29 protein-coding genes, 2 pseudogenes and 1 riboswitch are annotated in these 24,561 nt (G+C 38.2%); of the genes and pseudogenes, 12 read left to right on the top strand and 19 right to left on the bottom strand.

Annotation, left to right across the window (positions count from 1 at the left end):
* Positions 1–55 precede the first annotated feature (55 nt).
* The 3 genes from CZ382_RS22255 to CZ382_RS22245 all read right to left on the bottom strand — a co-directional run bounded on the left by CZ382_RS22255 (position 56) and on the right by CZ382_RS22245 (position 1,784).
* Positions 56–190: a YvrJ family protein gene (locus tag CZ382_RS22255; protein WP_088053255.1), complete on the bottom strand. Its 135-nt coding sequence runs from the start codon at positions 188–190 to the stop codon at positions 56–58.
* A gap of 92 nt (positions 191–282) precedes the next feature.
* Entirely contained in the window at positions 283–501 is a 219-nt protein-coding gene (locus CZ382_RS22250; protein ID WP_407701316.1) for a DUF2922 domain-containing protein, read from the bottom strand.
* A gap of 569 nt (positions 502–1,070) precedes the next feature.
* Complete coding sequence (locus CZ382_RS22245) at positions 1,071–1,784, bottom strand: MOSC domain-containing protein (RefSeq protein WP_327366067.1); 714 nt, start codon at positions 1,782–1,784, stop codon at positions 1,071–1,073.
* A 191-nt stretch (positions 1,785–1,975) separates the two neighbouring features.
* Here CZ382_RS22245 and msrA point away from each other — a divergent pair, with 191 nt between their 5' ends.
* From msrA to CZ382_RS24945, 9 genes are all read left to right on the top strand, one after another.
* Positions 1,976–2,506 carry a peptide-methionine (S)-S-oxide reductase MsrA gene (msrA, locus tag CZ382_RS22240; protein WP_088053252.1) on the top strand — a complete coding sequence of 177 codons (531 nt, stop codon included), beginning with the start codon at positions 1,976–1,978 and terminating at the stop codon, positions 2,504–2,506.
* 371 nt (positions 2,507–2,877) lie between these two features.
* Positions 2,878–3,192 (top strand): helix-turn-helix domain-containing protein, encoded by a 315-nt coding sequence (locus CZ382_RS22235; RefSeq protein ID WP_088053251.1) that lies wholly within the window; start codon positions 2,878–2,880, stop codon positions 3,190–3,192.
* A 147-nt stretch (positions 3,193–3,339) separates the two neighbouring features.
* Positions 3,340–3,522 (top strand): hypothetical protein, encoded by a 183-nt coding sequence (locus tag CZ382_RS22230; RefSeq protein ID WP_088053250.1) that lies wholly within the window; start codon positions 3,340–3,342, stop codon positions 3,520–3,522.
* A gap of 118 nt (positions 3,523–3,640) precedes the next feature.
* A complete protein-coding gene (locus tag CZ382_RS22225) occupies positions 3,641–3,952 on the top strand; it encodes a YwqH-like family protein (protein WP_088053249.1) in 312 nt (103 codons plus the stop codon).
* Positions 3,953–3,957: 5 nt separating this feature from the next.
* Complete coding sequence (locus CZ382_RS22220) at positions 3,958–4,245, top strand: TIGR04197 family type VII secretion effector (protein WP_088053248.1); 288 nt, start codon at positions 3,958–3,960, stop codon at positions 4,243–4,245.
* Entirely contained in the window at positions 4,235–5,536 is a 1,302-nt protein-coding gene (locus CZ382_RS22215) for a T7SS effector LXG polymorphic toxin (protein WP_159457862.1), read from the top strand. Before CZ382_RS22220 ends, CZ382_RS22215 begins: the two co-directional genes overlap by 11 nt.
* A gap of 540 nt (positions 5,537–6,076) precedes the next feature.
* A complete protein-coding gene (locus tag CZ382_RS22210) occupies positions 6,077–6,298 on the top strand; it encodes a hypothetical protein (RefSeq protein WP_088053246.1) in 222 nt (73 codons plus the stop codon).
* The gene (locus CZ382_RS22205; protein ID WP_088053245.1) at positions 6,298–6,612 is read left to right on the top strand and encodes a type II toxin-antitoxin system PemK/MazF family toxin; all 315 of its coding nucleotides are present in this window, start codon (positions 6,298–6,300) and stop codon (positions 6,610–6,612) included. Before CZ382_RS22210 ends, CZ382_RS22205 begins: the two co-directional genes overlap by 1 nt.
* Before the next feature lie 385 nt (positions 6,613–6,997).
* Complete coding sequence (locus CZ382_RS24945) at positions 6,998–7,609, top strand: CPBP family intramembrane glutamic endopeptidase (protein ID WP_088053244.1); 612 nt, start codon at positions 6,998–7,000, stop codon at positions 7,607–7,609.
* A 194-nt stretch (positions 7,610–7,803) separates the two neighbouring features.
* On the opposite strand, the gene CZ382_RS24940 is transcribed toward CZ382_RS24945, so the two are convergent.
* The gene (locus CZ382_RS24940; protein ID WP_407701334.1) at positions 7,804–8,211 is read right to left on the bottom strand and encodes an LMxysn_1693 family intestinal colonization protein; all 408 of its coding nucleotides are present in this window, start codon (positions 8,209–8,211) and stop codon (positions 7,804–7,806) included.
* The gene (locus CZ382_RS23860; RefSeq protein WP_159457860.1) at positions 8,163–8,300 is read right to left on the bottom strand and encodes a hypothetical protein; all 138 of its coding nucleotides are present in this window, start codon (positions 8,298–8,300) and stop codon (positions 8,163–8,165) included. Before CZ382_RS23860 ends, CZ382_RS24940 begins: the two co-directional genes overlap by 49 nt.
* Positions 8,301–8,467: 167 nt before the next feature.
* On the opposite strand from CZ382_RS23860, the gene CZ382_RS22195 reads away from it, so the two are divergent.
* Complete coding sequence (locus CZ382_RS22195) at positions 8,468–9,907, top strand: DDE-type integrase/transposase/recombinase (RefSeq protein ID WP_088049299.1); 1,440 nt, start codon at positions 8,468–8,470, stop codon at positions 9,905–9,907.
* 424 nt (positions 9,908–10,331) lie between these two features.
* Here CZ382_RS22195 and CZ382_RS22190 read toward each other — a convergent pair.
* Both CZ382_RS22190 and CZ382_RS22180 read right to left on the bottom strand, forming a co-directional pair.
* A pseudogene (locus CZ382_RS22190) lies at positions 10,332–10,595 on the bottom strand (flagellin); the annotation flags it as partial.
* Between the two features lie 589 nt (positions 10,596–11,184).
* A pseudogene (locus CZ382_RS22180) lies at positions 11,185–11,643 on the bottom strand (hypothetical protein); the annotation flags it as partial.
* A 240-nt stretch (positions 11,644–11,883) separates the two neighbouring features.
* On the opposite strand from CZ382_RS22180, the gene CZ382_RS22175 reads away from it, so the two are divergent.
* On the top strand, positions 11,884–13,056 hold the full coding sequence (locus tag CZ382_RS22175; protein WP_088053241.1) for an MFS transporter: 1,173 nt from the start codon (positions 11,884–11,886) through the stop codon (positions 13,054–13,056).
* A 71-nt stretch (positions 13,057–13,127) separates the two neighbouring features.
* Here CZ382_RS22175 and CZ382_RS22170 read toward each other — a convergent pair whose 3' ends face one another.
* The 5 genes from CZ382_RS22170 to CZ382_RS22155 all read right to left on the bottom strand — a co-directional run bounded on the left by CZ382_RS22170 (position 13,128) and on the right by CZ382_RS22155 (position 17,261).
* Entirely contained in the window at positions 13,128–14,462 is a 1,335-nt protein-coding gene (locus CZ382_RS22170) for an NCS2 family permease (RefSeq protein ID WP_088053240.1), read from the bottom strand.
* A 125-nt stretch (positions 14,463–14,587) separates the two neighbouring features.
* Positions 14,588–14,688: riboswitch (purine riboswitch) on the bottom strand.
* A 69-nt stretch (positions 14,689–14,757) separates the two neighbouring features.
* Positions 14,758–14,883 (bottom strand): hypothetical protein, encoded by a 126-nt coding sequence (locus CZ382_RS24580; protein WP_268811337.1) that lies wholly within the window; start codon positions 14,881–14,883, stop codon positions 14,758–14,760.
* Positions 14,884–15,026: 143 nt separating this feature from the next.
* Positions 15,027–15,944, bottom strand: coding sequence for an NAD(P)/FAD-dependent oxidoreductase (locus CZ382_RS22165; protein WP_088053239.1), 918 nt, complete (start codon positions 15,942–15,944; stop codon positions 15,027–15,029).
* Between the two features lie 58 nt (positions 15,945–16,002).
* The gene (locus CZ382_RS22160) at positions 16,003–16,488 is read right to left on the bottom strand and encodes an RrF2 family transcriptional regulator (protein ID WP_088053238.1); all 486 of its coding nucleotides are present in this window, start codon (positions 16,486–16,488) and stop codon (positions 16,003–16,005) included.
* Positions 16,489–16,685: 197 nt separating this feature from the next.
* On the bottom strand, positions 16,686–17,261 hold the full coding sequence (locus CZ382_RS22155) for a sensor domain-containing protein (RefSeq protein ID WP_088053237.1): 576 nt from the start codon (positions 17,259–17,261) through the stop codon (positions 16,686–16,688).
* Positions 17,262–17,500: 239 nt separating this feature from the next.
* Between CZ382_RS22155 and CZ382_RS22150 the strand changes: the two genes are divergently transcribed.
* A complete protein-coding gene (locus CZ382_RS22150; RefSeq protein WP_088053236.1) occupies positions 17,501–19,309 on the top strand; it encodes a hybrid sensor histidine kinase/response regulator transcription factor in 1,809 nt (602 codons plus the stop codon).
* A 64-nt stretch (positions 19,310–19,373) separates the two neighbouring features.
* Here the strand turns inward: CZ382_RS22150 and CZ382_RS22145 are convergent, their stop codons facing one another.
* The 7 genes from CZ382_RS22145 to CZ382_RS22115 form a co-directional block, all read right to left on the bottom strand.
* Complete coding sequence (locus CZ382_RS22145; protein WP_088053235.1) at positions 19,374–19,859, bottom strand: anthrone oxygenase family protein; 486 nt, start codon at positions 19,857–19,859, stop codon at positions 19,374–19,376.
* Positions 19,856–20,236 carry a hypothetical protein gene (locus CZ382_RS22140; protein WP_088053234.1) on the bottom strand — a complete coding sequence of 127 codons (381 nt, stop codon included), beginning with the start codon at positions 20,234–20,236 and terminating at the stop codon, positions 19,856–19,858. Before CZ382_RS22140 ends, CZ382_RS22145 begins: the two co-directional genes overlap by 4 nt.
* Positions 20,237–20,305: 69 nt before the next feature.
* On the bottom strand, positions 20,306–21,091 hold the full coding sequence (locus tag CZ382_RS22135) for an ABC transporter permease (protein WP_140392761.1): 786 nt from the start codon (positions 21,089–21,091) through the stop codon (positions 20,306–20,308).
* Positions 21,088–21,993, bottom strand: coding sequence for an ABC transporter ATP-binding protein (locus CZ382_RS22130; protein WP_088053232.1), 906 nt, complete (start codon positions 21,991–21,993; stop codon positions 21,088–21,090). The genes CZ382_RS22135 and CZ382_RS22130 overlap by 4 nt, the downstream gene beginning before the upstream one ends.
* The gene (locus CZ382_RS22125) at positions 21,944–22,216 is read right to left on the bottom strand and encodes a PLDc N-terminal domain-containing protein (RefSeq protein ID WP_088053231.1); all 273 of its coding nucleotides are present in this window, start codon (positions 22,214–22,216) and stop codon (positions 21,944–21,946) included. The genes CZ382_RS22130 and CZ382_RS22125 overlap by 50 nt, the downstream gene beginning before the upstream one ends.
* A 12-nt stretch (positions 22,217–22,228) precedes the next feature.
* Positions 22,229–22,771, bottom strand: a complete 543-nt coding sequence (locus tag CZ382_RS22120) for a helix-turn-helix domain-containing protein (protein ID WP_159457859.1) — start codon at positions 22,769–22,771, stop codon at positions 22,229–22,231.
* A gap of 225 nt (positions 22,772–22,996) precedes the next feature.
* Entirely contained in the window at positions 22,997–24,193 is a 1,197-nt protein-coding gene (locus CZ382_RS22115; RefSeq protein WP_235000488.1) for an MFS transporter, read from the bottom strand.
* Between the last annotated feature and the right edge of the window lie 368 nt (positions 24,194–24,561).

Below are 24,561 nucleotides of genomic sequence, written 5' to 3'. Positions count from 1 at the left end.
AAAAAGGTTGTCCATGTGAGCAAATTCGTTTGATCCTTGATGGAAAACCTTTCCATTATTTCATTCTTTCCGGCAATGCATGTATCGATTCAATTAGGGTGTTGAGTTTTCCTTCAATTCGATGCAACAAATAAAATGTCACGACAATCGGAAAGCCAACCTCTGTTACAAACGACATCCACGCCTCCATATATGCTCCCTCCGATCTTTTGAAAAAATGAAACCAAGGCCAAGCCACTGGTCATAGGAAGAAAATTATTGGGCAAATCCTTCCTGCTCTAATTAAACAGATTCGATCTCCTCTACGTTGTGCTCCACAAAACGGGCTCCTTTTATCGAAACAAGATCCCCACCTGAACCAGTAAAAGAATTTTGTACCAGGATTTCTTTCATTTCACTTTTTACAGCAGTCGGGGCAACTGGTTCAATCGGTGTTTCCAATGCATAAGTGACGATTTTGCCATGCTCATTCAAAAATTTAAGCTCAAGCTTTTTCAACATCTCCCCTCCTTTCACCACTACAATCGAATAATGTGTAGTGGAAAGTGGCAAGGTTATGTAAATAACTTAGTTTGAACCAGGCTGCCCCATTTGCGTGATAAAAAACGATTATAATTATAAGGAAGCTGGAAAGGGTCGATAAAAGGAGATGTTTCGTGCTTCGGTTCGTTACCTGTTGATATTGCACAGTACGGTTGATGTTTGGTGATTCTCTGTTGAAGTTACATGATTCACTGTTGATGTTTGGCCATTCTCTGTTGATGTTACATGATTCACTGTTGATGTTTGGCCATTCTCTGTTGATGTTACATGATTCACTGTTGATGTTTGGCCATTCTCTGTTGATGTTACATGATTCACTGTTGATGTTTGGCTATTCTCTGTTGAAGTTACATGATTTACTGTTGATGTTTGTCCATTCTCTGTTGATGTTGACGCGCTTCTGCAGATGTTATACGCATTACTGTAATTGCTGCAATCTCCACGCCGATTTTCTTACGCCAAGCAGGTGAGCCCTGCCATTATAAGTTTAATAAAGAGCCTTCTGCACCGACAGAAAACTCCTTAAACTAGTTTTTATTCGGTCCATACACTCGTTTTTCAATAGAAGATTCCCTCCCGGCCAACCGTTTATGTAACGTACGTTTCCAGTTCTCCGCTAAAAATTCACAGGATGCCAGTTCTTCAGCAAGCATTACATCACCTTTTTTAACGTACATGATCTCATTACAAGCTGCGATTGTCCAGTTCGGATATGGGCGTTCCACCAATTCCAGCTCCATACCAGCTTGCACAAACCCTTCTTGTAATACTCGGAAATACCAGCCTGTCCGTCCGCTATTTTGGATGCGGAGGGCAAAATCAATAATCCGAAAACGGCGGGCAGGTTTCCAGCAAGGGCGGCGGGGCTGTGAGACTTGAATAATGGTATCACCGAACTTATATGTATCACCAATACAAACGGATTTCTCATCCATATTCATGACAGAAAGGTTTTCTCCCATTGCACCTACGCCGATCGAAGCCAAATCAAGCTCCCGCCGCCAATCATCGTAATGGTTCATTGGGTAGGAAAATATCGCCTTTTCCGGTCCGCCATGATTTTTGGTGTCCGCCACTTCGTCTTCTGCTAATCCGCTTTTCCCCAGCCATACTTTTGCATCAACCGTATTTTTAAACATACCACTTTCCCATAGCCTGTCCATCCGCTCTTCCGCGTTAGGCCGACCCATTTTTTTCACTTTACCTGTCAGTAATTTATCTACATACGGTGCATTCATCATGTTTCCTCCTGTCAAATATGGTATAGTAAACGAAGGCGTAAACGTCCGTTTCGCGACTGGACGCATGAAACATCCTGCTCTGCCATAAGCAGAATAAAGTCTAGATTTATATAATTTCTTATCCTTAAAAAATACTATTTCTAGTTTACTGCAAATACTGTAAAAAAACTATCTACTGCGGGGGAATCGGCATGAATAACGTACTAAAAAAAGCTACATTTGCAGGGGGATGCTTCTGGTGTATGGTAAAACCATTTGATCAATGGGACGGAATTCACCGCGTTGTCTCGGGCTACACTGGCGGTCATACGGAAAACCCGACATATGAGGATGTCAAAACAGGTACAACCGGACACTACGAGGCTGTTGAAATAACATATGATCCAGTGCTTATTTCTTATCGCGAAATTGTAACGATCTATTGGCAGCAAATTGATCCAACCGATGACGGCGGGCAATTCCATGATCGCGGTGACTCTTACCGTACTGCTATTTTTTATCATGACACGGAGCAGAAAAGTATTGCTGAAGCATCCAAACAAGAGCTTGATGCAAGTGGGAAATTTGCTAAACCGATTGTTACAAGCATTCTTCCGGCATCAACATTTTATCCTGCCGAAACATACCATCAGGACTTTTATAAGAAGAACAAACAAGAATATCAAGAAGATCGCGCCAAATCTGGCAGGGATGAATTTATTGAGACTAATTGGAAGAGTTAAGCGGGGTCTTTGGGGAGTACCCCCGAGGATTCCACTATTATCTCTCATTATTCTTTGTAAAAACGTCCGGCAATGATTTCACGAATAGTTCGTTTCATCGACTCTGCTCCCCTGTCATTTCAATCACTTATCGAGGGTATCATCTTCGTCCCAAGCAATTTCCCAAACTTCATCCTGTTTTTAACCCGTAACCACCATCATAGCATCACACCTACTCCAAGGTTTTAATCATCATACGAATAAATCCAATAAAGTGAAACTTCATTTAGTGGGGGTTTTGGCGAACAGGAAGTGCTAATGCAGGCGAAGGCATGAGGATGTGAGCCACTTATGCCTTCATCCCCCACTGAATGTTAGTTAAGGGCATCACGATGTGGGTCACAAAGACGAAGTTTGAAAGATTGACGGACGATCAGAGGTGTAGCTTTACGAAAGCTGCTACGCAAAAAAGAAAGACAGATAAGGAGTATCTTAAGAAATTATCTGAAACAAAACTTGGAAATACAAACCCATCATCAAAACTAAATGATAAAAGTGTTCGTTATATACGGACTTTATATAAGGAGCTTTTGGAAGAGGGGTGCAAAAAAACACAATCGCAAAAAGAGTTGGCAATGAAATTTAATGTATCAAGATCAACCATATCTGACATTGTTTTGAGAAGAACATGGAAACATATTGACTGATTCTTGGGCTTTGTAAATTACGCATAACCATATCATTATGTACTAAACAACTAAAGCAGCATTAAGGATAAACGCATGTTCGTATATTTTATTGTTCTATTTTATAGTATGATAACTTTAAGATTAATAAATAGGAGAGGAATAAAGATGTATTTTAAAAATGATTTTCACCGGGAACTTGCAACAAAACTCATGAATAAATTTGGTTTTAAAACGTTAGAGGACGATAGAGAATGTGGATCCTTCTGTTATGTGTCTGCAGCTACATATAAAGAAGGATTATTAAGTCGTGTTGGTAGTGAAGGTGGTATTCAGACAGAGGTTTATTAGATGTGTGGGAAATTAATATGGGAATTTATTTCCTCAAAAGCGTTTAAAACCATAAATCATTGTTATAAAATAAAAGTACGATAAAAATTTTCCGAACAATGAGAAAGGACGATCACAAATAGGTAATACCAGGATTCAAATAGCGGCCCTGTCGGATAAGGCAACAAGATTGCAACAAGCGTCTGCAACACTTTCCAACCATATTGCGGAACTGGAAGCATTGAAAACCTATGCCGATAATTTAATGGTTAGTGAAGGAATTTGGAAAGGGAAGGAAGAAAACAAATTTGTTGAACAGTATGCGGATTTAAAAAATGCAATAAAAGCCTATATTTCAAATGCAGAAGATACGAAAGAAACAATAGATGATGATATTAGGAGGACGGAATCATTAAAAGCCATTCTGTCGGATAATATGAGTAAAAGGTGAAGGTGATGGCCAACGAGATTAATATTAAATTTAATGAATTACGGAAGAACATTGAAAATGTGAGATCCGTTCTTTCTAATTTAAAACCCGGAACTGAAACAGAATTCGATCAAACCAACATAGAAGTATTTGTACAGGATTTAGAAATGACAAAGCAATCCATAACAATGATTCATCAATACCAAACATTACTTAATTCAGATTTGGATACGCTTGTACATGTAGGTGAGCGTATGCAAGCAACAGATAAACAATTGGCAAATGAAATGGGGGTGGAAACCAATGGCCCATAAGGTGGATATGGAAGAAGTAACCGAGTTTTCAAATTACCTCAAAGTGTCCGCAGAAGAAACAAAAACAACCCTGGAAAACATTAAGTCGGGTATCAGTAAGATTCAAACAATGGATTCTTTTTCCGGAAAAGCAGCAGATCAGGCAAAAAATTATTTTGCAGAAATTCATTTGACACTATTAGATGCCTTCATCAAATTATTCACAGACCTTCAGCAAAATTTAGAACAGCATATAGAGACTTTTTATACCAACGTAGATACAAGCAGCGCTGCACGTATCCAAAGCAATTATTTGCTCGACCTGGAACAAGATATTGAAGAAATGTATGGGAAAATGGAGAATGTAAAACAATCCATTAATGGAACCATTGATAATGTGGCCGATATTAGCAGTGCAATTAAACCTGATTTTAAGCCCGTTACAAGTATAAAAAATGATACGATTAAAACCATAACAGATTTAGAAGAAAAGCTTGCTTCCTTTACTCAACAGAAGAATAGACACCAAACAGAGGACTTATTGCATCAAATCCAAGTGACAATGGACAGAGCTGGAACGAAAAAAGGAGAAGCACGTTTTACAGATTATATGAGTACGTTAGCGTTTGAAGGGCTTCCAGTGTTAAAAGGTTACATCCAAACGTACCGGAGAGAAAATATGTTTAATGCAATGGGATTGCCTTATACTGAATTTGGTCATACCGTATCAAAGGAAAATTTTTATAATACGGAAGGTGCAGACGGTTCCGGAATAGTAGAATGGAAAAAAAATAATATGGAGGTCAGTAGGGGTAAACGGGTTGATTATGACGGATTAGGCATTAATCCATCGACCATTGATCTAAAAGGTTATGACGTTAATTACACCATGAAAGACGGTAATTTTATCATTTTTAAGGATAACCCTGATTTAAAATACTTCACGCAAAACGCCGAGCAGGGTGTAATTAATTATTATGCAGCAAAAGGTACTTGGATAACGGCAAATTTTTTAGGAACATTGGCCGTTGGAAGAATCGGAAAGTATTCTGTTGATAAAATAAATACGATTAAAAACGTAGTAAATAAAATTAAAATAAATCCAAACGTAAAAGGGGTTGCAAAACACGGGGCATCTTATACGATTCAAGATAAAATACCAGTATGGAATAAGATTGTTGGTACTTCTGTCCCTAAAATAGGTAGCAAAGAAGTTATCCTATACATTAGCGATAATGACGGCAAAACGTGGGATGGAAAGGTACGTTTTGAAGTACATGCGGACGGTGGTATAACCTCAAAAGAATTTTAGTTAATATTTGATTGGTAAAGTGTTGAAAAGGTTTTACGATGAATTAGAATATAAATTTTAATCGGGGTGGATACATGCCTACCATTAGTTTAATAATATTAGCTTTCCTGCTAGTACTGGCAGATAAATATATTGAAAAAGAAAAGCTATCAAAGAAAGATGTATTTATTAGATTTGTTTTATTATCTATTGTGTTAATTGGTGTTGAAAAGTTTTTATTTTAAATTGGATCACGAAGAGAGCAGGGGAAAATAAAAATCTCCTGCCTTTTTTATGCCTAAACCAGGGTTCATTTATCAATAATAGGCAAACGCTCGTTCACCTAGATGCCTGAGTTTTAAGTAAATTACATATAACTTGTGTTATGCGTAATTTACATCTGGCTATCATTAATACCGAAAGGATGTGATTCTGTTCGAAAATTGACAAGTCCGTTGTACCTACGGTAAAATATAGATACTAATATCAAGTATTTACTTATCATTATTAAGACTATTGCATATACTAATACCATCTGTCCCAATTAAGGTGGTGATGTATATGACTGATAAGGAGGATGAAAAAATGCCAACGTCTACTCCATATAAGCAGTCTCCTAAAAGAGTGCGTGATGATGTTCAGAATCGCAAATTAAGAGCTATAGCTAACTCTATAGACTTTTCGAAGCTAGATAAAAAGGAATCTCTTTCTCTTGATGAATTTGGACGTGTAAAAATTGATCCTACCCACCCTGATTACAGATATTGGACGGAAGATGATTAATGGAACCAGGACATATATATAGACTTGATTTTCCTTATGAATTCGGACAGGGTTATAAAAATCGCCCTGTCCTTATTATTGTAGTAAACACGGATTATGGCAAAGCGGTGGGATTAAAAATAACGGGAAATGGAGATTATGAATTTCGTGAGGAAATAAAAAACAGTCCGGATTCAAACTTAACAAAACAATCATTTGTACAATATGATCGATACAGTTACTTTGATAATCAAGCGTTAACTCCTGTAGGAAAACTAAGCGAAGACGATTTTAAAAATATTGTGCACCTATTCCTTCAATATCATCAGTTATAAGAATTAAATCTCGGCGTTGAAAAATGTCTGATAAGACAATGTTTAAGTGTCAACGATAGGTTGCCCCCTGGTACGCCTAGAACTATCTTTACTATGGAAATCATTCTTTGACATACTTCTAGTCATTAGTTTATTTCTAGTAGCTGCAAAAATACTTTTAGCAATTGGAATCGAAACTTTATCAAAAAAATATAAATCAGAGTAAATCGAAAAGCCCCTGAGAGTTTCTTATAAGGGGGGCTTATTGGACAAACTCACTAATAAATCTAATCGTTGTAAATGCGCATTTTCCTGACTGGACCCCAATATAGCGAACTAACATCTCAGTTGTTGTATAATATGCTAAACGGTTTCATACAAGAGAAATCCAAAATAATTAAGATAGGTGGGGGTCTCCATTAAAAGATTTATTATATTTACTTTATGGGCTATAATATATTTAAAAACCCATTTCGGTGTACTTAGAAACCCCTATTTTATAATTCTAGTTGAAAACAATCAATTGCTTCTCAACATATTGTTTATAGTTATAATTTTGATAAGTTATTATCGTGATATTCTTGCATCCATTAAAAATATTAAGCTTAAAACAATATGTATTTATTCGTTAATTCCTGCAATTATACTATTATTTGGTAATTTACTTCTTTTATTTCTAATTTTTGATAGTTTGGTGCTAGAATCCTTCTCATTTAGCATTTTGTTTATTATTAATAGTTTGGTCATCGGTCCTATATATGAAGAATTTATCTATCGATTTATCTTCATCAATAATAACTGGCAAGTCAAAGTAAAATTAGCAGCCGTCATACTATCATCGTTAATCTTTACGTTTTCGCACGGAGTTTCTGTTGATGGAAATATTGCAATGCTGGTTCAATTTTTAATGTTGGGAATCGGTTTGGGGATAATCTATATAAGAACTAACAATATTTTTTATTGCATATGCACACACTTTTTTTACAATAGCTTTGTACTTCTGATGTCACTTGTTTGATAATAAAAAGATAAATATAACGAGGTTATTGACAGATCCAATTATAATCCATTTACTTTTCCCCTAGTCTCTGGTACTACCCCATACCTTGCTTTATATTTTATATAAATAAAATAAGATCCGGGATGTTTTATATCTGAATTTTCTTGGATCTTATTTTCTTTAAACTAAGCAAGATATTTTCTGCTTATTTACTATTTAACCCGTGAATAACTCTTATATTTTACTTTCTGATTAAAAGTTTCAGTACGCACATAATACCCTGAATACTTGTCATAAACTTTCCAAGTAGATTTAAATTGACTTGTTACACGATATTCACGATATTTCCGACTCGTTGACTTTGCAATACCAATTCTGATAAAACCTCCACCTGCATTAACTCCGAAACTCACTGTAGTACCTTTCGTTACTATCCCTAAATAAGTTTTCTTTTTGTTTTTTTCACTCCAACTAACATTTTTGTATAAATATCCTCCTGTTTGAGGAGAGATACCATTGTTGCCTGGTACATTAATTTTTGTACCAATAAGATTACTTTCTACAAATCTAGTTACTTCTGACTCACTATCAGAATATGTGTAGGCGGTGTTGTTGGAGATATTTCTGAAGCGTGTGTAACTTCACCAGAAAACGAAAAAACAATTACACTCATCAAAACTGCTAAAACCCCTACTAAAACTTTTCTCATACTAACACTCCTTAAGAATATTGCGTATTGTCAAATGTTTCTTAGTAAAAACTATTGTCTTTCCCGATTTCATGCGTTTTTATACAAAAAAACTTGCCACCCCCTTAAATTTAGGGTATTAATGAGGTAACCACACACCCATAAACACCCAAAAAGGAAGTGACAAGTTGTTACCTCAATTTATAGCCTATTTGCTTCAATATATCAAGTACCAAGAAAAGATTATTTTTGGGCTCTTAGGAATTATTTTAGGTAAATCGGTCGCTAAAGCTCAATTTGATGAGCCTGTTAATAAGCCTTACAGAAAATTGGAAGTCGATGAAATGCCTGTCATCGAAACCCTGGAAAAACTCGATTTTCAAGAACTTATCCTGAAATACCAAGCTAAACATGGTAAAGTATTAAAACCTGTCGCTCGCCGTAAAAATAGTGTGGTTAAGGTGCCAGCGACGTTAACATGCCCAAAGTGTTCGGCCCCTGCTTCGTATTTATATGCCAACAACGGTGACAAAGGGCAATACCAATGTAAAGTGTGTGGTTGTCTGTTTAATAAACAGAATCGCTTTTTGAAAGAGGCTATTATCAAATGCCCTCACTGCTTGAAAACACTAGAAAGAATCAAAGAACGTAAGGATTTCTACGTTTTCAAGTGTAAAAACAATAATTGTTCCTTTTACCAAAAGAAGCTGAACCAGATGACCGAAGAAGAAAAAGAACGTTTTAAACAAGATCCACAGGCGTTTAAGGTTCGGTATATCTTTCGTGAATTTTACTTTGATTTCAAACCTTTATCCAAGGAATCACCAGTGAATCCTAAAGTGGATCTTTCACGGATCTATGCTTCACCACATACATTAGGACTTATTTTAACGTATCATGTGAACTATGGTCTCTCTGCCCGAAAAACAGCTGCACTGATGTACGATGTTCATCAAATTAAAATCTCGCACCAGACGATATTGAATTACATGAACAGTGTCGCACTCATCACAAAGCCATATGTTGATCACTATCCGTATGAACTATCTAACAGCTTCTGTGGTGATGAAACCTATATCCGCGTGAAAGGACGTTGGCATTATTTATTCTTTTTCTTTGATGCGGTGAAGAAAATTATCCTGTCTTATCCGGTTTCACCAAATCGTGATACACAATCCGCAATCAAGGCATTGGATGAAGTCCTGCAAAAGTTCAAGACAATTCCTGATGACTTAATGTTTGTCGTTGACGGCAACCCAATCTATATTCTAGCCCAGCATTACTTTGCACAACATGGCATTCACTTCGATATACATAAGGTAATTGGGCTTACCAACGACGACCCTGTTTCCAAGGAATACCGTCCCTTGAAACAAATCATTGAACGGTTGAATCGCTCGTTTAAAGGCAACTACAGGGCTACAACTGGGTTTGGTTCCCAGGAAGGATCTGTTTCCTACGTGACGTTGTTTGTGGCGTATTTTAACTTCTTACGCCCGCACGCATCACTTGAATACAGTGTTCCTGTCATCATCCCGGAACTTGAAAAAATGCCAAATATGCCGGAAAGATGGACAAAGCTAATCTCCATGGCTCAGGACTTCTTGATAGAGCAGCAATCGGCCTAGCTTTTGTTTAGCTGAGCCCGACGAACTAGCCATCGGCGTAGCGAACTCTTGACAAACCGAACTGGACAATGGTTTAAAATGGTAAAAGTCAAGGGCTTATTTGTCATGCCTTCTTTTGTTCCCTTCGCCCTTGACACCTCACATGTAAACCATTGTCGTGTTTGTCAAGAGCGATGGCGGTAGTTTTTCTCCTCTCAAAAATTTGGAAGTTTTATTTTGAGGTTGTTTTCATAGAACTTTTTACACTACCGAATATTGAAATAAGTAATCCTCAAATGGGTTCTTATTTCAAATTCAATTATATACTATTCTTTCAATTAATGAAAGCGTTTTCTAAATGGGTATAACCCTAAAAACCTGGGCGACAAATCTGGGGTACTATATAATCAACCAAGGGAACCCCGATGCAGGGTTCCCTTTATAATTAACGTAATAATTGTAGCACACCTTGGGGCTGCTGATTTGATTGGGCAAGCATTGCTTGAGCTGCTTGTGTAAGAATATTGTTCTTTGTGAATTCTATCATCTCTTTGGCCATATCGGTGTCCCTAATACGAGATTCAGCTGCTGTTAAGTTTTCTGATGATGCACCAAGGTTGTTAATCGTATGTTCTAAGCGGTTTTGTACAGCACCTAATGAAGAACGCTGTGTCGATACTGTATTAATAGCTTTATCAATTTTTACAATTTCATTGTCAAAATTGAATGGTATATTTGATATCCATTTTGTAGAAATAGGACTAATACTTTCTTTTTTATTACTAAGATACGAACACATGATCTTGAATATCGAATTGCGTTTTGCTATACTAATTTAAAACAATAAGATCGAGGGGGTTATTTAGGATCATGAACCAAATTGCTAAGATTGCTGTCTCATCCATTAATTATTTATTTATGCAGCATGTAATGAACGATTATTGTGTATGTAATTAATGATAAGGTGGAAGGAGAAATTTATACTTTTTTTAGTGTATTAGACGAATCGCAACATTCGTTGGAATTAGAGGAAATTTTATTATTCCTTTCCAGTTCTGTTTATGATGAGTTAAGGGATGGAACGTATTTAGATCATTATGATGTAAATGAATTAAAAGCGGAGATAAAAAATTCCATCTATATTATAATGGGTAGAGAAGTTGATTACATTGAGGATATTTATAATACTTGCATTGACAACATAGAACAGTCAGCGATGAACCATCTACATCCTATTGTGTTTTAAAGTTTGTTAATCTGATCGACTGCAAATCTATGAGCAAAGTACACCAACTAATTTAGCAGTGTACTTTGTTTGTTTGAGTAATAATAGCATGTAATTGTGAAACCGCATTCTCAAGGGTTGTTTTGTTTTCAATAATATAATCGCACTTATATTTTACCTGGAGATCCATATGCAACCGGTCCATTCGCTTCTTAATCTCAGTGTCTGACCTCTGTTGTTTTATCATCCGATTTTGAAGATCTTCTATATTTACATCAATAAAAATACTGATTGCTTCTGCATTTTTGTGAATGGGTTTCAATTTATTCTTCATATAAATAAATCCATCCCAGTCTATTACATAAACCATATGTGACCTTTTTAAAGGTTCAATTTCCTTATGAGTTATACCATAAAAATTACCGGAGTAATTGGTTTTGGCAATCCATTCTTTTTGAAAAAATTCTTCTTTTGTAATAAAGTAACCATCTTTTCCTTCTGTCTCCCCCACTCTTTTTGGTCGTGTACGATAGGATACAACGTAAGGAAGCCCTGACGCAAACTTGGATTTAGGTTCTTAGTTCCTGTTCCTATGGTCGGACACCTACGGGAAGTTGATCCCCCACTTATAATCCTCGGCTGCTCTCGAATTCTTGAAGTGGGGTTTACTGCCAGTTAATGAGGGATGTTTCGTTCATTTTGTATTCCGTTTTATTTCACATCATAGTATAATAATCTCTTACATAGCTTTTTGCAGATTAGGAGAGTGTGCATGTCAAAAAATGAATCGTTAACACCGCTTAAAATGCTATTATTTTGCTTTCATGCGACAAATACTATTATCTTGAGTTACTTGCCTATCTATTTAAAGTACAAAGGGTTAGACGGTACCGAAATTGGCTGGGTTCTTGCTGTTGGTCCATTCGCAGCTATTTTTTCACAGCCTTTCTGGGGCTACATGAGCGACAAGTATAAAACGGTCAAATGGACATTAGTAATTTGTATTATCGGACTGTTAATCAGTAGTGTCCTATTCTTTCAGATGAATCAATTAATTGCAATCATCTTAATGGGAGCCGTTTTTTACTTTTTCACCACACCGATCGGAGCACTAGGTGACAGCCTTGCCCAGCGGCGGGCAGATGACTTGAATGTAAACTTTGGCGGAATTCGCATGTGGGGGTCGATTGGCTTTGCAACATCTTCCCTAATTGTCGGTAAGGTGCTGTCTACTGTTGGTGTGCAATATATGATCTTGCCGTATCTGTTTTTTGGAGCATGTGCATTAATGGTAGCATTGCGATTAACCGACGTGAAAGTCGAAACCGAGCCCGTTCAGCTAAAAGATGTTATGAAAATTATTAGAAATAAGCCGTTTTTTATATTTTTATTTATCATCATGTTAATTTCCGTTTCTCATCGGGCAAATGACAGTTTTATCGGGCTTTACATCGAACAGCTTGGTGGAGATGAAACAATGATTGGTCTGGCATGGTTTGTTGGCGTCGTGAGCGAGGCTGCTGTATTCGCGTTTGCTGGGCTCTGGTTTCAAAAATTCCATACATTGATTTTCATCATGATTGCTGGCATTTTATATACCATTCGTTGGTTTATTTACGCAGCAATTAATGACCCCATTTACATCGTTTCATTACAAGTACTGCACGGGGTAACGTTTGGCGTGTTTTATCTGGCAGCATTTCAATACATTACCAGGTTGATTCCAAAGCTGCTGCAATCAACCGGGCATCTTGTTTTTTATGCCGTTTTTTTCGGGGTATCAGGCATTTTCGGCTCCCTTATCGGGGGTGCGTTAATTGATTCATATGGAGGAAATACACTTTACTTTATAATGGGATGCTTTGCCTTGGCGGGTACGATTTTCTTAACACTCTACCATGTTTTACCGTTTGGGAAAGAACATGCAGCAAGGGAAGTGGAGTAACGTTTGTTAGGTTAGCCATTAGAAGATGTTTACACCAAAAAAGCGGAGCCACTATGCTCCGCTTTTTTAATCTAACTTAGGAATACAAAATACAATACAAAAATCACAAACAGTAAATACATAATCGGGTTGATTTCCTTGATCCGGCCTTTCATGATCATCGTAATCGGATAGAAAATAAAGCCGATCGCGATTCCGGTTGCAATGCTGTAGGTTAATGGCATTGCAGCAATCGTCAAGAATGCTGGTACTGCAATCTCAAATTTATCCCACTCAATATCCTTTAGCGATGACGACATCAGAACACCGACAATAATTAGTGCTGGTGCAGTCACTTCCGGAGTAATCACACTAAGTAACGGTGAGAAAAACAACGCTAAAATAAAAAGTCCTGCCGTAACGACAGCGGTAAAGCCTGATCGTCCCCCTGCTGCAACACCTGCTGATGATTCGATATACGATGTAGTTGTCGATGTTCCAACTACCGCACCAGCAACCGTAGCCGCGGAATCAGCAAACAATGCTTTTCCAGCCCTTGGCAATTTGTTGTCCTTCATCAAACCAGCCTGTGTTGCAACTGCCACCAGTGTTCCTGCTGTATCAAAGAAGTCGACAAATAAAAAGGTTAAAATAACGACAAGCATATCCATGTTAAAAATATCACCAAAATGGGCAAATGCTTGTCCGAACGTTGGTGCTAAGCTTGGTACTTCGCCGACAATTCCGCCTAATCCTGATGGCGGATCAATTAATCCCGTTACCATGCCGACAATTGCTGTCAAAATCATCCCAAAGAAGATGCCACCCTTGATATTCAAACTGAGCAAGACGACCGAAATGACAATACCAAACGTTGCCAGCATCACAGTTGGTGATGTTAAATCACCGATAGCCACTAATGTTGACTCATTGCCAACAATGATCCCGGCATTTTGAAATCCGATAAATGCAATAAAGAATCCAATTCCAACACCGACAGCTAATTTCAAGTTAGCTGGAATGGCATTAATAATTTTTTCACGCAAGCCTGTCAATGTTAATAAAACAAAAATAAGTCCAGATGCTAATACCCCAGATAAAGCTGTTTGCCACGGGATTCCATAACCGAGAACAACGGTATAAGCAAAAAACGCACTTAACCCAATTCCGGGTGCAAGTCCAATTGGGTATTTGGCAATAACCCCCATAAACAGGGAGCCAATCGCACCAGAAATGGCTGTTGCCGTAAACACTGCCCCTTGATCAATCCGGGTTACCCCTTCCGGAAGGTTTTCGACCCCGACTAAAGCAAGATTTGCCGGATTTACAAATAAGATATAGGCCATTGCCAAAAAGGTCGTTAACCCCGCCATGAATTCAGTTTTATAATTTGTACCTAACTCCTCAAAACGGAAGTATTTTTTCATGCTTCCCCTCCTCGAAAGTAAAATTAAAAACACTCTTGATCCACGACCAAGAGTGCTAACTATGCAAGAAAGAGTTATTGAAGAACATGAAACACGAATTATTCGATAATCGTGTCAACGAACCTAAATTACCTCTTAACCTGCGTAGTCAGACCATTTACGGTGATCTGGTAGATACTTTGGGCCATATTCCCGAAATTATACGCTAGTATTATCTAAAGATATGTTACAAGAAAACATACTTGCAGTCAATAAAAAACCGAATAATAATATTTGTTATATAATAAATATTCGTTTATTCCCGCTCCAAATTGGCAGGCGGCAGCTGTTTTGGGGGTATATCTCCTCTTCTTTCAGGATTATCAAGGAATTCAACTTTTTTTGCAAAAATGTCATTAGAATTATACTCTCTTTTTTGCATATGATTTAACCTCCTCTTACTAAAATGGAACTGATATAGCATAGTCCAGAATTTCTGCAATCACAATGGCGCTATTGGTCAATCCAATACCGAATGACTGGCCTATCCTCCAATATAACCTGTCATACATGTTGCAAAAATCTTCATTCATTTCTACTCCATGCTTCCATATTGAGTTCATTGTTTATGGCCGCTGCAGTAAATGCGCCCATAGAAGCGGCGGCAATCAACTGATGCATTCGTGATGCTGCATCCCCGGTGCTATATACACCCGGAATGGTCGTTTTTCCAAAGTCATCCGTGACAACCATTCCCGCATCCGTGATGTCACATCCTATGGTTCGCGGTAAGTCCGATCCTGTAATTAGATCCGGTTTAAAAAAGATTCCTCTACAGGGAATGGTCGTTCCGTCTTCGAGAACAACTTGCCGCACGAGCCCGTCGTTTGAATCGATGTACCGGATCGCCGAGTCGAACAGAGGTACTTGATGCCGCTGCAGCTCCTCGCGCTGAGCATCTGTAAGCTCATCAGGGCCATTCGTGCAGATGGTAAAATGGTTCGTCCATCCAGATATGAGTGGAGCGAAATGCATGACCTCAGACCCCTTGATAATAATGACTAGCGGTTCATCCCTTAATTCCCACCCATCGCAATATGGGCAGACGAAGGCGCTTTTTCCATAGACCTCTGCTAAGCCCGGTATGTCCAGCGGCCGATCCTTCATGCCGACAGCAAACAATATCTTTTTGCTTGTAAAGGTTTTTCCTTGCTTAGTCGTGATTTGAAACTGACCGTCCGTTCCCTCAATCGACGTAGCGATATCCGCTACAAAAGACACAGAGGGATAGGTGCATATCTCTTTCTTCGCAATCCGTCGCAATTCACTAGGGCTAATCCCGTCACGAGTAAGAAACCCGTGAGACTCCCGAGTCACCGCGTTACGCGGACGCCCTTCATCGATCACCGTCACATTTTTCCTTGCTCTTCCTAAAACGAGGGCAGCGTTCAAACCTGCTGGGCCTCCGCCAATAATGGCTACATCGAGAATTTGTTTTTCCATTGTTAATTTAAACCTCCATAGACCTATAATATCCATAATTAAAGTACAAGAAGGTGTATCACTTCTTGTTTGCCAAATGGTTGCAGTTCTTGGCAACCGTATCCAACACGGACTGAATCGTATGCTCCTGCAAGTATTGATGCAAATGCTGTTCAGCTCCGTCCATCACTTTTTTAACCAGGCATTCGCCGTGAACAGAATCGTTTTGAATCGGTTCGGCATCTTTCACTTCGGCTAACAACCGATGCTGCTGCGAATTTAAATTAGAGCATTCGAACATCTGCTGCCTGCCTTCGATCGCCTGAATAACCTCAAGAAACGTAATCTCTCCAGCCGGTCGTGCAAGCTCATAACCGCCTTTCACTCCGGGTACAGCACGTACGATCCCATCCCTTCTAAGCTTGGACATGATTTTGGATAAGTAGCTTTCCGAAACGCTAAGCATTGCAGATAACTCCTTGATACCGATGTTGTTGCGGTGCTCCGAGTGAGCCAAATGAATTAAAGCGTGCAGGGCGTAATCGGTGCTTTTAGAATACTGCATGTTTTCCTCCTCCTTTACCAATATTACTTTTTATTATGGACCTACAATATCCATAATAAACGACTTGGTTCCTATTTGCAACAACATATTGGTCTGCAATCCTAAAGACAGACCGAATTTTTTAATAGTGACTACTTTATTAGAATATACAATCAGAAAATGATCCCTCTAATTGTTTTTGTACCATCATCAAAAGTTCATCGCCAACTTCGAATCGTTTCCATTATATTTTCTGTATAACTCCCTGCCCATTTTACAATTTTTGCTGCCAAACGGGATAACAACAACAACAAAATGATTCCTGATATGCAAGCAATAACAGCACGTGGTAATGTATCGATCGAAATCATCATGATCGTCATATCAAATAATCTGTACAAATAGGGTGATAGGATCATAGCGATTGGCAGCAAATAACATACAAAAGCAGCAATAAAACTTAAAAAGCCGAAAAGAAACCTTGGAAAAATCATGATTCCCGCAGCAAACCAATTTCTTTTGTCTGATACTTCCCTTGTTACTTTATCTTGTGGATCCCACTTTAAGCTAGGAATATTTATGTTCGCATATTTCTCCGCTGCCTTTCGATCAATATCCAATAAAAAAGGGATGGTTCGAAAAACTCCCGCCAAAATCGGAATTCCAACTACTGTAAAGCTTACTCCTACGGAAAAGGTAATGCTTATTAAATAAAACGAAAAATATAAAAATCCAATGAAAAACCAGGAAAGCATATACACCAAATTTTTAAAATTAGTTACAATAAATCCCATAACGGAAACCCACCTTTTCTTTTTTAATGAAATAATAATTTATTGATTGGCTTATTCATCATATTTCCATTCGATGATCCCTCCATCAGGTCCTTAACACCATTTGGTTATTCATTATCCATACTTTGTGTCATAAGGCATAGTGATATTTTGTCATTTGTTTTAGTGACTGATATTCCTAGTAGCTTGTAGTAAAATGATGATAGTAACAGTGTGAAAAGATAAGTGAGGGTACTATTATGTATGACATAATAAAAAAGTGGTACTGGTATGACTGGATGGTATTTGCTGTTCGCTCCATTTGGTTACTCTCGGTACTAATCGGCTTATGGGAATTTCATGATGATTTATCATTTCCGCTTTGGATTCTGTTTGGATTGCCTTTTATCGTCTTTTCAGTTCCGTTTTTAATTCAGCAATTTTACAGAAAATATTTCATACTTACCGAGATCATCATTTCTGGGAGCTACTGTATTATTTTAGCTTTCGTTCTTCACGATGCATTATGGCAGTTTATCCCGATTGCTTTTGTTATAGGTTTTTACAGCATTCAAAGCGTATATATTTGGTCTGGCCCCCTAACCATCGCGGCCATTCCTTTTATCATAGGGATGGTGACCGATCAGTCTTTGGCCGACACCGTTCTTCGTTTAATATCGAATTATGGTGTAGCGTTTGGACTCGGCTATGCTTTTCAATTACTTGTAACTAACCACAAGCAAGGTTTGATCATACGTGAGCAAAACAGCGTGCTTGAACAATATGTGCACCAGGTGGAGCAACTCTCATTGTTGGAGGAACGGAATCGTTTATCACGCGAATTGCATGATACGGTCGGTCATACCTTTACAACTATGATCATGGGGATGGAGTCGATCCGTTCTTCATTGGCTGATGAAAAGGTTGAACATAAACTGAATGCTTTGCTGGATTCAGCACGTGACGGCTTAAAAGATATGCGATTGCTTGTACACCAGTTGGAACCATCAACAATGGATCTATCCCTTATTCAATATGCAAAGCAGTTAATGAACAAATTTATGGAGAGTACGGATACTTCTGTGAAGTTTCGGTGTTTTGGAGATGAGTACAGCTTACCGAAGGCAGTTAAATTAACAATCATTCGTTGCATACAGGAAGCATTAACGAACGCTGTCAGACACGGGCGGGCAAGTGAGATTAAAGTATCCCTTTACTTCGACAGCTTGGAGTTACGCTTACAAGTTGAAGACAATGGTGTAAAAGAACGAGGGAAAAAAATGGAGCTGGGCTTTGGCTTAAGCGCTATGAAAGAAAGATTGCAGGCCTTGCAAGGAAACTTATCCATACATACAGACAATATTGAAGAAACGGTGGTGATCTGCACGATTCCAAGAAACTCAGAAGACAACACTGAAGCCATCAAGGTAGTCCTGGTGGATGATCAACGTATTATTTTAGATAGTTTGAGGACGGCATTGGAGAGTCAAAGTCAGTTGCAAATTGTCGGCATGGCTGAATCAGGAGAGGAGGCACTGACATTATGCGGTCAAACCAAGCCCGATATCGTACTCATGGATGTGAACATGCCAAATATGAACGGAATAGAGGCCATGGAGGTGATAAAGGAAAAGAACTCCATGATAAAAGTTGTCATCCTTTCATCCTTCGAGGACGTCAATCAAGCTGTAGAGGCTCTGCAAAAAGGAGCAAACGGGTATTTGCTCAAGTCCATTCAACCGAAAGAGCTGATGGAGACCCTTCGCTTCATACACCGTGGAGATACCATTATTCATCATGAAATTGCCAATCAGGTGTTTGAAGAACTGAAAGACCGAAATGTTTCATATGAAGAATATAACAAAAATGATTATGGACTTACGCCGCGGGAGCTTGAGATTATCAACTATTTAGCCAAGGGTTTGCGATATAAGGCCATTGCTGCCAGACTTTATTTATCAGAAGGTACAGTTAGGAACTATGCTTCCGACATGTATGCGAAGCTTAATGTAAGTAATCGTGATCAAGCCATAGAAAAATGTTTGGAAGAAGGTTTAATAGCGAAATGAAGATCGGACAAGAGAAATCAGGAATGCCTTTAGGTATTCCTGATTGATGATGAAAGAAAGTGGATTACATTCGCCAGAGTACGTAAACGAATATAGTTAATGCAGCAAAACTTCCCATAGTCCGTACATGGTTCCAAACGGTCCATTTTAAATGATAATCTTTCCATAGACCCACACTTTCTGCGTCCGTGGCCATTACTTTGGCTAACACATCGTTTAGAGGAACATTGCATACCGCTGTGACTAGCAAGCTACCTAGAAGATAAAGTAAACTACCAGCAAGTATATAAATGGCATTCGGATCTTTCCAATTAAATAATGAAATGATCACTAGTACCATACAAACGAGAGATGTCCCCATAAATACAGTCAGGAATAGTCGGTTTAGCACAGCGCTGTTTATGGACTGCATAGCCGAAATTCCTTGTTCTGGAGGGATCCGGTAGAGAGCGTTCATGACAAATGACGAAAATGCAAAGAACAATCCTGCAATCAGCCCAGATCCCAACGCTGCGCAAAAAATTAGAAAGGGAGTAAGTTTTTCAATCATATTTCATCATCCTTTGTAACATTGAGTGAAGGACAACGCCTCAGAATATCATTTACCAGTTGTTCTTGATCTCCCCTTTCAAATACAACTTGATCAAACTCACACCCCTTCAAACGAAGCATAACGACTTCATTTGTACTACGATAGACTAAAAAGTATTTCTCGCCTTCAATAATGAATATTCCGGCTTTATAGTCAAGTGTCGTGATGCCCGTTCTCTTAATAGCAGCTGTCAATGGAAAATGAAATTTCCCCACCCGAATTTCTTCAATTGAGGTGTAAGGTATTTTGATCTCCTTCCTCAAAGTCAAAGCCGCTGTCCATCCTGAAATATTTAGTAGTAACACACGATCACCCGCCACAACTTGAAAACTCATCTTGTATCCCCTCCAATTTAGACAGCATATCATCCATGGATTATTTAACCAGTAACCTAATTAAAAAAATCACATAGAAGGCAGTTCCTTTCGGGATAAATACGATGTTGCAAATAATAAACACAAAACAATAAGCGATAACGTTACAGTCACTGTTATGAAAAAGTATGGTAACATATTACCGGACGTTATGATGCTAACAGCCTGATTGGTCAAATGCGCCGGATTTAAGACCTGAAATCCTCCACCTAATAAGGTAACAATTTTCAACAGGATTAAAACAAAAATGGACAATAGTACAATAACCGATGATCTTGCCAATAAAGTGCCCATGGCGATTACGAAGGTCAACATAAACAGGCTCCAGATGAGATAAACACCCAGTCCTGCCACAACCCTAGCCACGGAAACCGTTTGATAGAAATGAAAAGTATAAAAAACTGCCGTCAGGAATCCGAGGAATACGGAACCTAGAATCATTACTGCATGCCCCAACAACTTACTTAACAAATATTCAACAAGTGTCGTGTTGCGCGTCAAAATAAACGCTAACATACCATTATTTTTATCCGATGCGATGATACCCATCGCCGCTATAACAATGACGATTAAGCCCATTTGGTCAAATTGATCGGTTAAGGTACCAGCTAATACTTCGTCAGCCGTTAACTCGGGTAATGAAATAGCCATTCCTTCAGGCAGTCCACCGGCCATTTTTAAAATTTTCGGTAAATAAAAAGACGATAAAGGTTGAAGGACTCCCAAAAACATAAATACGACGGGCAACCATAATATTTTGTAACTTCTCCTTGCATCCAACCACTCTCTCTTTAACAGAACAGTGAAGTGATTCATGATGATTTCACCATCCTTATAAAGATCTCTTCCAAGCTTTCCTGTACGAGTTCAAGCTTTTGAACCGGGGGTTGTAAACGCGTGATATTGCTTAACAGCCAGTTTCTCCCCCGCTCGATATTTTTAACCCGCACCTTGGCAGCATTTCCTGTTAGTTCAATAGATTCAACAATGTCCTCATTAACAAGCTCGTGTGTCCATTCGCCTATTCGAGGTGCCTGAATAATAAAAATAGGTTGTTGAGTCTCTTCAATGATTTGATTAATGGATCCGTTAACAAGTAATTGCCCCTGATTTATGATAAGGATCTTATCGCAAAGCTCTTCGGCATCATGCAGAATATGCGTGGAAAAAAGAATGGTTGATGTCTGTTTGATCACTTTAAGCAATTCCAATATATCCCTTCGTCCTAATGGATCCAATGCAGAAACCGGTTCATCCATGATCAATAATTTTGGTTGATGGATAAGTGCTTGTGCAATTCCTAACCTTTGCTTCATCCCTCCCGAATAGGTCCCAATAAACTGATTTTCCACCCCACCCAGCCCTACCAGATCCAGCAATTCGTTGATTCTTTGTTCCAATACCTCCTTATCTATATTTGAAAGTCCGCCCATGAATGTAAGCAATTCCTTTCCTGTCATCCACGGATCAAAAGTGGGATGCTGCGGTAAATATCCAATAAATTGACACATTTGGTCATGGCGTTTTCCGTTAAGCAAGATTTGACCACCTGTAAGTTTGTTTATATTTAAGATCATTTTAATAATCGTTGTTTTACCTGCCCCGTTAGGACCAAGAAGAGCGACACATTCCCCCCGATTAATGTGAAAATTAATGTTTTGAACAACCTCATGACTTCCGTACTTTTTTTGAAGATGACTTACCTGAAGTAGATGCATATGATCGTTCCTTCCTACCGAAGATAAAGTATAAAATGGGGCCGATTATATTAATCAAAATAATAATCGCTCCCCACATCCATTTATAATCCGCACTTTGATCTCTTCTTACTAAATCCCATAATGCCACAGATAATAATATGAGATGTAGGATCAAGATGGGTAAAAGCAGCGGTAACCAATCTGCGAATTCGTCGATCCCAATGTGATACCCATAATGCATGTGTGGACCCCCTTACTCTTTTGGTGATTTTTGTGGGATAAACATACTAGCAAAAATTCGAGTGGTTCGTGCAGGTGTTAGCTGATTGTGGATCACTTTCTCAATGGCCTGTTGAATGGATTGTGTAAGTTCATGAAATTCTTCATCGGATAGATGCAAAGGTGTATACGCATAACTAAATCCCTCTTTTTTATATTGTTCAGGAGACGTATCCGCCAAATAAGACGTCGCTAATTGAAGCAAATTACTGTGAAATACGGAAAAATGACGGATGTGATCTTCCCGTGATGTCGTTTCAATTTCGCTTTCAGGAATTTGCAAGTTATCTATTTTAACTGAGAATTTGCGTTCCTCTGTTCCTTTCACCTTTTTTGTTTCAATGACTTCAATAAGGTTTGCTTCGAGTAAAAGATTTATATGACGATATAGCGTAGCTTGAGGAACATCACCGAGTATCTCTACAAGTTGAGCTATCGTCAGCGATTTGTTTAGCAACAATTGTTGTACAATTCGCATTCGCACGGGATGAAGAAGTAAATCGGCCTTTCCTTTCATTGGATTACCCTCCATTTACATTATCATTTTATAAAATGATAATATCATCTCAATATAACGTTGTCAATTTGTAAGAGAGTCTATTCAGATTCAGCAAAATCTAATCAGATATCCACGTTGGGCTTTAATTATGTATCTCATTGGCTGCATTTCTAAACAGCTCGATTCTTAAATCATCACGGGTACTATCAACCTATTACCAAACCTTTTATAACTATAATGCAATTACGAAATGCTTGTTGACAAAAGGGATTTATGCTTCCATGTTAACAGCACTGAGCCAGCCAAAAAAGCTAATACTCCTACTATATAAGGGAAATAAGTGTTAATATCAAATAAAATCCCCCCTAATATAGGACCAACTACACTCCCTAGGCTTACATATGCATTGTTCATACCTGCAATAAATCCTTGTTCATTTACAGCTAACTTGGATAGCACTGTATTGATAACTGGACGCAGTATAGAAGTCGCAGTGTAAAGCAAACATGTCATCAATAAGATACTAAAAAAGCGTGTGGTGAATAAGAGCAATAAAAAACTTAAGCCACCAGCTACCAATGTACCGTTCATAACCTTCGATTCACCAAAAAGGGAAACAAATTTATTCGTAAATGTTAGTTGAACAATGACACTTACAAACGCTGCAATCGAAATCACCATCGCAATATCTTTTGCTGTAAAACCAAATTGCTTGTCGACAAACAGTCCAAAAATCGCTTCAAAAATGTATAAGGATACACTATAGAGAAAAACCAAAAGCAATGGAACAACGTAAGGTGCCCGAATTGAACGTAATAATTGCTGTATCATTGATTGGGTTGAAGCGGTGGCTTCTTTTGGCATCTGTCCCTTCTTTTCTAAGGTTTCAGGTAGTAAAAAAAACGAAAGTAAAAAGGAAACAAAAGATACGGCAGCAGCAAAATAAAAAGGTACATATAAACCATACGCTGTCAAAAAACCCCCAATCCCAGGGCCTATGACAAAACCAAATGATATGGAAGCATTAAGGAAACTCAGGCCCTTAGCACGTTCTTCTTCTGTCGTTATATCAATAATACATGCCATAGCACCGGGAATTAACAGGGAGACTGCAATACCCGTTAAAAACCTTCCCAAAAAAAGCAACCAAAAATGGAAAGAAAAAGCAAAGAATAATTGAGATAAAGTAAGACAAATTAAACCCATCACAATGATTCTTTTTCGACCATAGCGATCAGCAAAACGTCCAGCAATTGGAGATAAAAAAAGCTGAATAATGCCGTATGTCGCAACTAGTAACCCCATCATTTGTCCGTTTGTATTGAATTTATCCATAAAGGCCGGTAATATCGGGATAATCAACCCAAATGCAGCCGTGGCGATAAACACACAAACCATTAAAAGAAAAAGTGTATTTATCTTACTAGGTTTAGAAATCAAATCATTCACCTCATAAACTTTTAATTTGCTGGTTTGCAGGTAATTTAAAATAAATATTCGTGACTTCGTTCATTTTCTTCCATATTGCTCTATTTTTTTCAATAGCATCCCGATATCAAAAGCATGGACTATTATTCCAACAACTTCAGATAATAAACAAACCTGTATTTTACTGCAAAAGACCCTCAAAAGAGTATCACACCAAACATGGTCATGATTATACGTTTTAAGGATCCCAGATAGGCTTTAGTGATTGGAGAATTAAAATAGTTAATTAACACCTACTCCCAATTTGATCGTCGTCGTAATAAGTGCTCAAAATACTTCATTATCATACACGATCAAGATATAAATTAGTCTTTTCTTGT

The sequence above is a fragment of the Virgibacillus dakarensis genome (assembly GCF_900155625.1).
GTDB lineage: Bacteria > Bacillota > Bacilli > Bacillales > Amphibacillaceae > Lentibacillus_C > Lentibacillus_C populi.
This window is presented reverse-complemented; position numbering and strand designations above follow the sequence as displayed.

Bases quoted from the DNA above. Each gene is read 5' to 3' on its own strand.
- CZ382_RS22255 (WP_088053255.1), bottom strand. From the start codon at position 190: ATGGAGGCGTGGATGTCGTTTGTAACAGAGGTTGGCTTTCCGATTGTC.
- CZ382_RS22250 (WP_407701316.1), bottom strand. From the start codon at position 501: ATGTTGAAAAAGCTTGAGCTTAAATTTTTGAATGAGCATGGCAAAATC.
- CZ382_RS22245 (WP_327366067.1), bottom strand. From the start codon at position 1,784: ATGATGAATGCACCGTATGTAGATAAATTACTGACAGGTAAAGTGAAA.
- msrA (WP_088053252.1), top strand. From the start codon at position 1,976: ATGAATAACGTACTAAAAAAAGCTACATTTGCAGGGGGATGCTTCTGG.
- CZ382_RS22235 (WP_088053251.1), top strand. From the start codon at position 2,878: ATGTGGGTCACAAAGACGAAGTTTGAAAGATTGACGGACGATCAGAGG.
- CZ382_RS22230 (WP_088053250.1), top strand. From the start codon at position 3,340: ATGTATTTTAAAAATGATTTTCACCGGGAACTTGCAACAAAACTCATG.
- CZ382_RS22220 (WP_088053248.1), top strand. From the start codon at position 3,958: ATGGCCAACGAGATTAATATTAAATTTAATGAATTACGGAAGAACATT.
- CZ382_RS22215 (WP_159457862.1), top strand. From the start codon at position 4,235: ATGGCCCATAAGGTGGATATGGAAGAAGTAACCGAGTTTTCAAATTAC.
- CZ382_RS22210 (WP_088053246.1), top strand. From the start codon at position 6,077: ATGACTGATAAGGAGGATGAAAAAATGCCAACGTCTACTCCATATAAG.
- CZ382_RS22205 (WP_088053245.1), top strand. From the start codon at position 6,298: ATGGAACCAGGACATATATATAGACTTGATTTTCCTTATGAATTCGGA.
- CZ382_RS23860 (WP_159457860.1), bottom strand. From the start codon at position 8,300: ATGAGAAAAGTTTTAGTAGGGGTTTTAGCAGTTTTGATGAGTGTAATT.
- CZ382_RS22175 (WP_088053241.1), top strand. From the start codon at position 11,884: ATGTCAAAAAATGAATCGTTAACACCGCTTAAAATGCTATTATTTTGC.
- CZ382_RS22170 (WP_088053240.1), bottom strand. From the start codon at position 14,462: ATGAAAAAATACTTCCGTTTTGAGGAGTTAGGTACAAATTATAAAACT.
- CZ382_RS24580 (WP_268811337.1), bottom strand. From the start codon at position 14,883: ATGCAAAAAAGAGAGTATAATTCTAATGACATTTTTGCAAAAAAAGTT.
- CZ382_RS22165 (WP_088053239.1), bottom strand. From the start codon at position 15,944: ATGGAAAAACAAATTCTCGATGTAGCCATTATTGGCGGAGGCCCAGCA.
- CZ382_RS22160 (WP_088053238.1), bottom strand. From the start codon at position 16,488: ATGCAGTATTCTAAAAGCACCGATTACGCCCTGCACGCTTTAATTCAT.
- CZ382_RS22155 (WP_088053237.1), bottom strand. From the start codon at position 17,261: ATGGGATTTATTGTAACTAATTTTAAAAATTTGGTGTATATGCTTTCC.
- CZ382_RS22150 (WP_088053236.1), top strand. From the start codon at position 17,501: ATGTATGACATAATAAAAAAGTGGTACTGGTATGACTGGATGGTATTT.
- CZ382_RS22145 (WP_088053235.1), bottom strand. From the start codon at position 19,859: ATGATTGAAAAACTTACTCCCTTTCTAATTTTTTGCGCAGCGTTGGGA.
- CZ382_RS22140 (WP_088053234.1), bottom strand. From the start codon at position 20,236: ATGAGTTTTCAAGTTGTGGCGGGTGATCGTGTGTTACTACTAAATATT.
- CZ382_RS22135 (WP_140392761.1), bottom strand. From the start codon at position 21,091: ATGAATCACTTCACTGTTCTGTTAAAGAGAGAGTGGTTGGATGCAAGG.
- CZ382_RS22130 (WP_088053232.1), bottom strand. From the start codon at position 21,993: ATGCATCTACTTCAGGTAAGTCATCTTCAAAAAAAGTACGGAAGTCAT.
- CZ382_RS22125 (WP_088053231.1), bottom strand. From the start codon at position 22,216: ATGCATTATGGGTATCACATTGGGATCGACGAATTCGCAGATTGGTTA.
- CZ382_RS22120 (WP_159457859.1), bottom strand. From the start codon at position 22,771: ATGAAAGGAAAGGCCGATTTACTTCTTCATCCCGTGCGAATGCGAATT.